The 7,604-nt window shown below is 76.9% G+C and carries 4 protein-coding genes; 3 read left to right on the top strand and 1 reads right to left on the bottom strand.

Translation table 11 applies throughout. The annotated features are described in order from the left end of the window. Positions 1 to 183: 183 nt before the first annotated feature. Entirely contained in the window at positions 184 to 951 is a 768-nt protein-coding gene (locus tag WCD58_RS17065; protein ID WP_337704252.1) for a YaaA family protein, read from the bottom strand. 31 nt (positions 952 to 982) lie between these two features. On the opposite strand from WCD58_RS17065, the gene WCD58_RS17060 reads away from it, so the two are divergent. From WCD58_RS17060 to WCD58_RS17050, 3 genes are read left to right on the top strand one after another with little or no spacing between them, the layout of a single operon-like run. Continuing rightward, positions 983 to 1,879 carry a phosphotransferase family protein gene (locus tag WCD58_RS17060; RefSeq protein WP_337704251.1) on the top strand — a complete coding sequence of 299 codons (897 nt, stop codon included), beginning with the start codon at positions 983 to 985 and terminating at the stop codon, positions 1,877 to 1,879. 37 nt (positions 1,880 to 1,916) lie between these two features. Next, on the top strand, positions 1,917 to 6,020 hold the full coding sequence (locus WCD58_RS17055) for a TIGR02680 family protein (RefSeq protein WP_337704250.1): 4,104 nt from the start codon (positions 1,917 to 1,919) through the stop codon (positions 6,018 to 6,020). Continuing rightward, positions 6,017 to 7,492: a TIGR02677 family protein gene (locus WCD58_RS17050; RefSeq protein ID WP_337704249.1), complete on the top strand. Its 1,476-nt coding sequence runs from the start codon at positions 6,017 to 6,019 to the stop codon at positions 7,490 to 7,492. Before WCD58_RS17055 ends, WCD58_RS17050 begins: the two co-directional genes overlap by 4 nt. The last annotated feature ends 112 nt before the right edge of the window (positions 7,493 to 7,604 follow it).

Raw genomic sequence — 7,604 nt, 5'->3', positions numbered from 1 at the left:
CGTCGCCGGCGCGACACGCCGATGCCGAGTGGTCGGCGGGGTGCCGGGTGTTCCAGCGTGGCGGCCACGCTGACGTCAGACGTCAGGAAAGCCTCCACGATCTCGGCGGGTCGAGCTGGCGGGAAAACTGACGTTGAACGTCAGCGTGGCCGCCAGGCTGAGACACCCGGGCTGCGCCGAACCTCAGCGGGGGACGACGAGCACCAGGGCGTTGTCCGACGCCTGCTCGACGCGCAGACCGGCATCACGCAGGAGCGCCAGCACCCCGCCCGCGTCCTTCGGGCGCCGCCGCGACGAGGCGAGGAGCCGCGCCGCGTGGCCCTTGTGCGACTTGTTCGCGTGGCTCACCACGGTCCGCGAGCCGTCGGCCGCCTCGCTGTGCACGTCGAGGGTGACGGCGCCGCGCGCCGGGCCGAGCGCCATGTAGGGACCCGAGCGCAGGTCCACGACCAGGTCGTCCTGCTCGGCGAGCAGCGGCATCAGCTCCGGGCGCCACAGCGTCCGCAGGCTCCGACCATCGGTCGAGCTCCGCTGCGCTTCGTCTCCCGCCCGCCCCGGCAGCGCGCTGCCGCCCGACAGCCGGTACGCCGGGATCGGGTCGGTGCCCCCGACGAGCCCGAACAGCGCCGAGCACACGACCAGGCGCTGCCGTGCCGCCGTCGTGAGCGACGCGGCGTCGAGCGCGTCGTAGAGCACGCCGGTGTAGCGGCGCAGCGCGGGCGCCGTGCGGGACGTCCACAGCGCCGCGTTGCGGGCGATCTCGTCGTCCTGGCGATCGGAGATGTCCAGAGCCCGGCGAGACGCGGGCAGGTCGGCGGCGAGCGCCACGACCTCGTCGACCAGCACCTTGCGCGTCGGGTTCAGCGACGGGAACGACAGCGCGTCCAGGTCGAGCGGGCGCCCGCGGCCTCCGGGCGCCTTGGTCTCCGACGGGGGCAGGACGACGAGCACGCCCGGCACGGTAGTCGGCCACGATGGCCGGGTGAGCGAGCGCGGCACCGACGCCTGGCGCGACCATGTGCTCGCCTGGATCGCGACGGCCACCGGGCTCCACCCGGCCGGCGAGGTCGTCCAGCGCCACCGCGCCTGGTCGACGGTCCTGCGCGTCCCCACCGCCGACGGGCCCGTGTGGCTCAAGGAGCCCGCGCCCGGGATGGCGTCCGAGGTCGGGCTGCACGCGCTGCTCGCCCGCGTCGCGCCCGACGCCGTCGCGACCCCGCTCGCCGTCGACCTCGAGCACCACCGCCTCCTGCTGCCCGACACCGGCCCGAGCGTCCGCGACGACGGCGCCGACCCGTCCGCCGCGATGACCGCCGCCCTGGCCCGCTACGCGGACCTCCAGCGCCGGGTCGCACCCCACCTCGACGCGATGCGCGCCCTCGGGGTGCCCGACGCCTCCCCCGCCGCGCTCCCCGCGCGCTACGACGAGGCCCTCGCGGCGATCGGCGGTCACGGGGACAGGGCGCGGGTCCGGCGGTGGTCCGAGGAGCTCGACGGCACCGCCCCGAGCACCGTCGACCACCAGGACCTGCACGTCGGCAACGTCCTGCGTGACGGTCGCTTCGCCGACTGGGGCGACGCCGTGCTCGCCCACCCGTTCGCGAGCCTGCTCGTGGCGCTGGGCTCGCTGCGCCGGACCCTCCACGTCAGCGAGACCGACCCCGCGATCACCCGCCCCCGCGACGCCTACCTCGAGGTCTACAGCGATCTCGGGACCCGGGAGGAGCTCCGGGCCCGAGCCGAGACCGCCTGCCGCGCCGGCGTGATCGCCCGCGCCCTGACCTGGCAGCGAGGCGCCGCCGGCGACCCGCGCTTCGTGGACACACCCCGCGAGGTGCTGGATCTCGTCGGCGACCCCGACTGGTTGGCGGGCACCTGAACCCACGCCCCGAGAAGTGCTCCGTACCCTCGTCCGGGTGCCAGGAGACGATCAGGGGGACGATCAGCTGCGCTGGAAGCCCTCCCGCGCCGGCATCCTGAACGTCTACCAGTACCAGGACGAGGTGCTGGACTTCGCCGACGGACGCCTGCTGCTGCGGGGGGTCAACGGCTCGGGCAAGTCGACGGCGATGAACATGCTGCTGCCGTTCCTGCTCGAGGCGGACGTGCGCAAGATCGACGCCGCGGGCGAGCAGCGCGGGGTGCTGCGCAGCTGGATGCTCTCCGACCACGACGACACCCAGCGCACCGGCTACCTGTGGATCGAGTTCGAGCGCGCGGGCGAGTACCGCACGGTCGGCTGCGGCATCCGCGCCAACCGCAGCACCGACCGCGTCGCCACCTGGTGGTTCTCCACCGACCGCCGGGTCCGGATCGACCTGCGCCTCACCGAGGCCGACGTCCCGTTCTCGATCGACGTCCTGCGTTCCGAGCTGGGCACGCGCGGCCAGGTGTTCACCTCGACCGCCGAGTACCGCGCCGAGATCGCCCGCCGCTTCTTCGGCGGCGTCGACCCGACGGCGTACTTCCGGCTGCTGCACCAGGTCCGCAACCCCCGCGTCGGCGACCGGATCGACACCGACCTGCCCCGCACGCTGCGCGAGGCGCTGCCGCCGGTGCCCGAGGACGCCGTGCACGACGCGGCCCAGCCGCTCGAGGACCTCGAGGACCACCGCCGCAACGTCACCGACCTCGCCCGCACGGCCGGGGCGCTCGACGGGGCCGTCGAGACCTACACCGACTACGCCCGCCGGGTGCTCGCCGCCGCGGTCGAGGACACGGCCGCCGCGGTCGACGCCGCCCGCACCGCCGCGAAGCGCGTCGACCGCGACCGCACCGGCGTCGACAAGGCGACCGCCGCGAAGGAGGCGGCCGCGAGCGCGACCGGCGACCTCGCCGACGAGCACGCCGAGGCCACCGCCGAGCGCGCCGGGCTCGCCGCGCTGCCCGAGTACACCGCGCACGCCGACCTCGTCCGGCGCCGCGACGAGGTCGCCCGCGCCGACGCCCACGTCGCCACCCTCGACGGGCACCGCGCCCGGGCCCGCGAGCGCGTCGTCGCCGCGGCCGCCACGGTCGGGTCCGCGCGCGGGCAGCTCGACTCCGACCTCGCGGGGGTCGCCGAGCACCTCCGCGCGGTCGCCGACGCCGCCCGTGCCGCGTCCGCCCCGGGTGCCGTTGCGCAGCTGCCCGACCCGCCGGCGCCGGTCACCGAGCCCCGCCGCGACGAGGCCGGCGAGACGACGGTCGACGTGCCGGTCGAGGACGACGACCTCACCGGCGACCTCGACCTGACGCCCGTCGGCGACGCCCTGCGCGCCCACCGCACGGCCGTCCGCGAGGTCGCCGGGCACGCCCGCGGCGCCTGCCGGGCCACCGAGTCCGCCGACGCCGCCGAGTCCGCCGCCGGCGAGGCGCAGACCGCCCACGAGGCCGCCGCCGAGCAGGCCGCCGCCGCCCGCCGGGCCGCGCGCGCCGCCGCCGACGAGCACGCCGATGCCGTCGCCGGCTGGACCCGGCGCCTGGCCGAGCACACCGCCGACGCGCCGGCCCGCGAGCCGGGCGGGTCGACGGACTGGCTCACGGTGCCCGCGTCCGAGCCGGAGACACCCGACGACGACCTGCGCCACGCCGCCGACACCCGGCGCACCCGGGGCCGGCGGGTCGCCGACGAGGTGACGGGCGAGCTGGACGGGGCGCGGCGTGGTGCGGCCGCGCGCGTCGAGGAGACCGACGAGGAGCTCACCGGCCTGCGCGCGGAGCACACGCGGGTCGAGGCGGCCGGTGAGCTGCCGCTGCCCCGGGGCTCCTGGCGCGGGGACGACGACGTCGTCGACGGCGTGCTGCTCGCCACGCTCGTCGACTTCCGCGAGCACCTCGACGACGCCGAGCGCGCCGGGCTCGAGGCGGCGCTGGAGGCGTCGGGGCTGCTCACGGCGCACGTCGACGGCTCCACCGGGACCCTCCGCGCGGGCGACCTGGTGGTCGGCGCGGGGGCCCCGGCCGACGGTCCCGCGCTCGACACCCTGCTCGCGCCGGTGGACACGGGGGCGGTGGCCGTCGACGCGATCGCGGGGGTGCTGTCCTCGGTCGGCACGACGGCGGGCCCCGTCCGGGTGGCCACCGACGGGAGCTTCGCCGCCGGCCCCCTGCGCGGGCGGCACACGAAGTCGGCGGCCGAGCACGTCGGCGCGGGCGCGCGGGCCCAGGCCCGCGAGCGCCGGCTGGCCGAGCTCGCCACCGCGATCGCCGACGCGCAGGCCCGCCGGGACGCCGCCGCGACCGTCGCCGAGGCGCTCGACGCGCACGCCGAAGCCCTGCGCCGGCTGGTCGCCGAGCTGCCGGGCACGCGCGGGGTGGACGACGCCGTGGCCGCCGCGACCGGCGCCGTCCGCTACGCCGAGGGCGCCGAGGCCCGGCACCGCGAGCTCACGACCGCCGCGGCCGACGCCCGGCGCCGCGCCGACGACGCGTGGGCGTCCCTGTCGCGCGCGGCCTCCGAGGCCGGCGTGCCGACCGACCCCGACCGGCTCGACGGCCTGCTCGAGGCGGTGGTCGACGCCGAGCGGGCGCTCGCCGCCGTCGACTCGGCCCGCGACCGGGTCGCCCGCACGGCCCGCGCCTGGCGCGAGGCGATCACCGCCTGGGAGCGCGACGCCGCCGACCACGCGACCGCCGTCGGCGAGCACCGCGACGCGAGCGGCCGAGCCGCCTCGGTGCGCACCGAGCTGACGACGATCGAGGAGTCGCTCGGCGAGGAGCCGGCGAAGGTGGCCGCACGGGTCGGGGAGCTCGACGAGCGTCTGCGGTCCGTCGCGACCCGTCTCGAGGAGGCCCGCGAGCAGCAGACCGCGGCGGCGGTGGCCCTGTCGAAGGCCGAGATGACGCTCGAGGAGACCCGCCGGGCCCTCGACGAGAAGCAGCGCGCGGCGCGGTCGGCGCGCGGCCGGCTGGCGGAGGCCGCGGCGGTGCCGGGGCTGCTGCAGGCGGCGGAGAGATCGTCCGAGCCCGCGGAGGACGCCGACGACGAGGAGTCCGCCCCCGAGCCCCTGCCCTCGGTCGCCGACTCCGTCGAGGGCGCCGAGGAGCTCGTCGCCGCCCTGCGCGACCGGCTGCCCGCCCCGCGGCGTCCCGTCAGCGAGGACGCCCTGGAGAAGGCGCTGCGCACCGCGCGCGACGACCTCGCCAGCGGCTGGGACATCGAGAGCCGCCGCAGTGCCGACGGCATGCCGCTCGCGGTGCACGTCAGCGGGCCGTCGCGGGCGGTGCTCGCGCAGATGGTGCACCGGGTCGCGGTGCAGCGCCGTCGCGCGACCAGCCTGCTCTCGGCGCAGCAGGACCAGGCGCTGCGCAACCTGCTGCACGGCCGGATCGCCCGCGAGGTCGCCGACGCCCTGTTCTCGGCGCGCGAGCTCGTCGACCGGATGAACCGCATCCTCAAGGGCGTCACGTCGAGCCAGGGCATCGGTGTGCGCCTCGACTGGCGGCCCCGCGGCGACCTCGACCCGGAGACGGCGACGGCGCTGGAGCTGCTCGGCAAGCACCCCGACCTGCGCTCGCCCGAGGAGGACGACCAGGTCCGCGAGGCGGTGAAGTCGCTCGTCGAGGCGGCCCGCGTCCGCGACCCCGAGGCGTCGTACCGGACGGTGATCGGCGAGGTCCTCGACTACCGCACGTGGCACGAGATGCGGCTCTACCTGCGCCGCCCGGGCCGCAGCGACGAGCTGCTGACCCGGCGGACGACGCTGTCGGAGGGCGAGAAGAAGCTGGTCACCGTGCTGCCGATGGCCGCGGCGGCCGCTGCGAGCGCCGCGGCGCACGACCCGCACGGTGTCGGCGCGCCACGGCTGGTGCTGCTCGACGACGCGTTCGCGAAGGTGTCCGAGGACAACCACGCCAAGCTCTTCGGTCTGCTCGTGGACCTCGACGTCGACTTCGTCGTCACCTCGGAGCGGCTGTGGGGCACGCACCCGACGGTCCCGGCGCTGGCGATCACCGAGGTGCTGCGCGACCCGGAGCTGCGCGCGATCGCCCTCGTGCACTACCGATGGGACGGGTCGGCTCTCGAGGTGCGCGGATGAACGGGGTGCGGACCAGCGTCTTCGCCTACGTCACCGAGTCGCCCGAGTACCGGGCGATTCTCGCGGTGTTCGCCGGGACGTTCTTCGCGGAGCTGACGCCGGCGGAGGTGACGGCGCGGCTCGCCGAGGCGGGCACGGAGCTCGACGAGGCCACCGTGACCGCCCGGCTCGAGGCGCTGCGGGGCTGGGGCAACCTCGAGGTGTCGGCGTCGGTGGGCCAGGTCGGCACCGTCGAGGACTATTACCGGCGCCGCAACCGGTACCTGATCACCCGGGTCGGCCAGGAGGTGCACGACCTCGTCGAGGGTGTGCTCGCGCAGGTCGACGACGTGCGCGACGTGTCGCTGGGGCGGCTCGACCAGTTGCGGGCCGGGCTGGATCTCCTCGTGGGGCTGGATCCCGCGACGGCGCCCCCGAACAAGCTCGCCGAGGCGGTGCGCGCGGTGTTCGACCCGCACGTCGCGTTCTCGGCGGAGATCACCCAGTTCTTCGCGGCGATCAACCAGTGGCAGTCGCGGTTCGACCTCGACGAGGACGAGTTCGCGTTCTTCTCCGAGGTGCTCGTCGGCTACGTCGGCGAGCGCCTCGAGGCCCTGCGCCGCCGCGCGCGCCCGCTCGCGTCGCTGCTGGAGACGGTGCTGCCGCGGGTGCCGGTGATCGTCGAACGGGCGGCGGACGGGCTGGCGGCGCGGGTCGCGGCGGCGGGGCTGTCGTCGGTGCGGGTACGGCGGGAGCCGGGCGCGTCGGCCGCCGACTGGGAGAACCTCGCGTCGTGGTTCGTTGGCGGGGTGGGGCGCCCGAGCCGCATCCAGGTGCTCGAGCGCGACGCCGTCGACGCCGTCCGCACCCTGACCCAGAACCTCACGCGCCTCTCGCGCACCGGCACGGCGGGCGCCTCCCGGCGCGCCGACTACCTGCGGCTGGCGCTGTTCTTCGACCGCGGCGACCCCTCGTCGGTGCACGAGCTCGCCGCGGCGGCCTTCGGGCTGGCGGGCGCCCGGCACCTCGGCGGCGCGGGCGGCGACGACACCGACCCCGTCGACGCGTCGATGTCGTGGTGGGACGCGCCGACCGCCCAGGTGCCGATCAGCCTGCGCGAGCGCGGTGACGCCACCAGCCGCGGGCGCACCAGCCGCGTGCAGGACCGCAGCCAGGAGCGACGCCACCTGCTGGCCCGCCGCGCCGAGGCCGAGAAGAGGGCGGCGGCCGCTCGCGCCGAACTGCTCGAGACCGGCGCCGAGGGCTTCACCGCGCGCCTGTCCGAGCCCGCCCTGCGCGAGCTGCAGCGTGTGCTGACCCGCGCGGTCGCCGACCTCGGCCCGGCGGTCTCCCCCGGGGCCTCGGGCACCGTGGCGCTCGACGGCGTGCGCTGCACCGTCGTCCGCGCGCCCGGGGCGTCGACGACCGTCCCGACCCACGCCGGCGCGCTGCGCGTCCGCGACCTCACCCTGACCGTGGAGCCGGCGCCGTGAGGGCCGCGGTCGGTGGCGTGACGAACGAACGGCGCTCTCGCTGCTTCGGAAGCAGCGAAGGCGCCGTTCGTGTCACCGTGGTCGGCGTTCGGGCGCCTGCGGGGTGCCGCGT

This window comes from Actinomycetospora flava (genome assembly GCF_037400335.1).
Lineage (GTDB): Bacteria > Actinomycetota > Actinomycetes > Mycobacteriales > Pseudonocardiaceae > Actinomycetospora > Actinomycetospora flava.
This window is presented reverse-complemented; position numbering and strand designations above follow the sequence as displayed.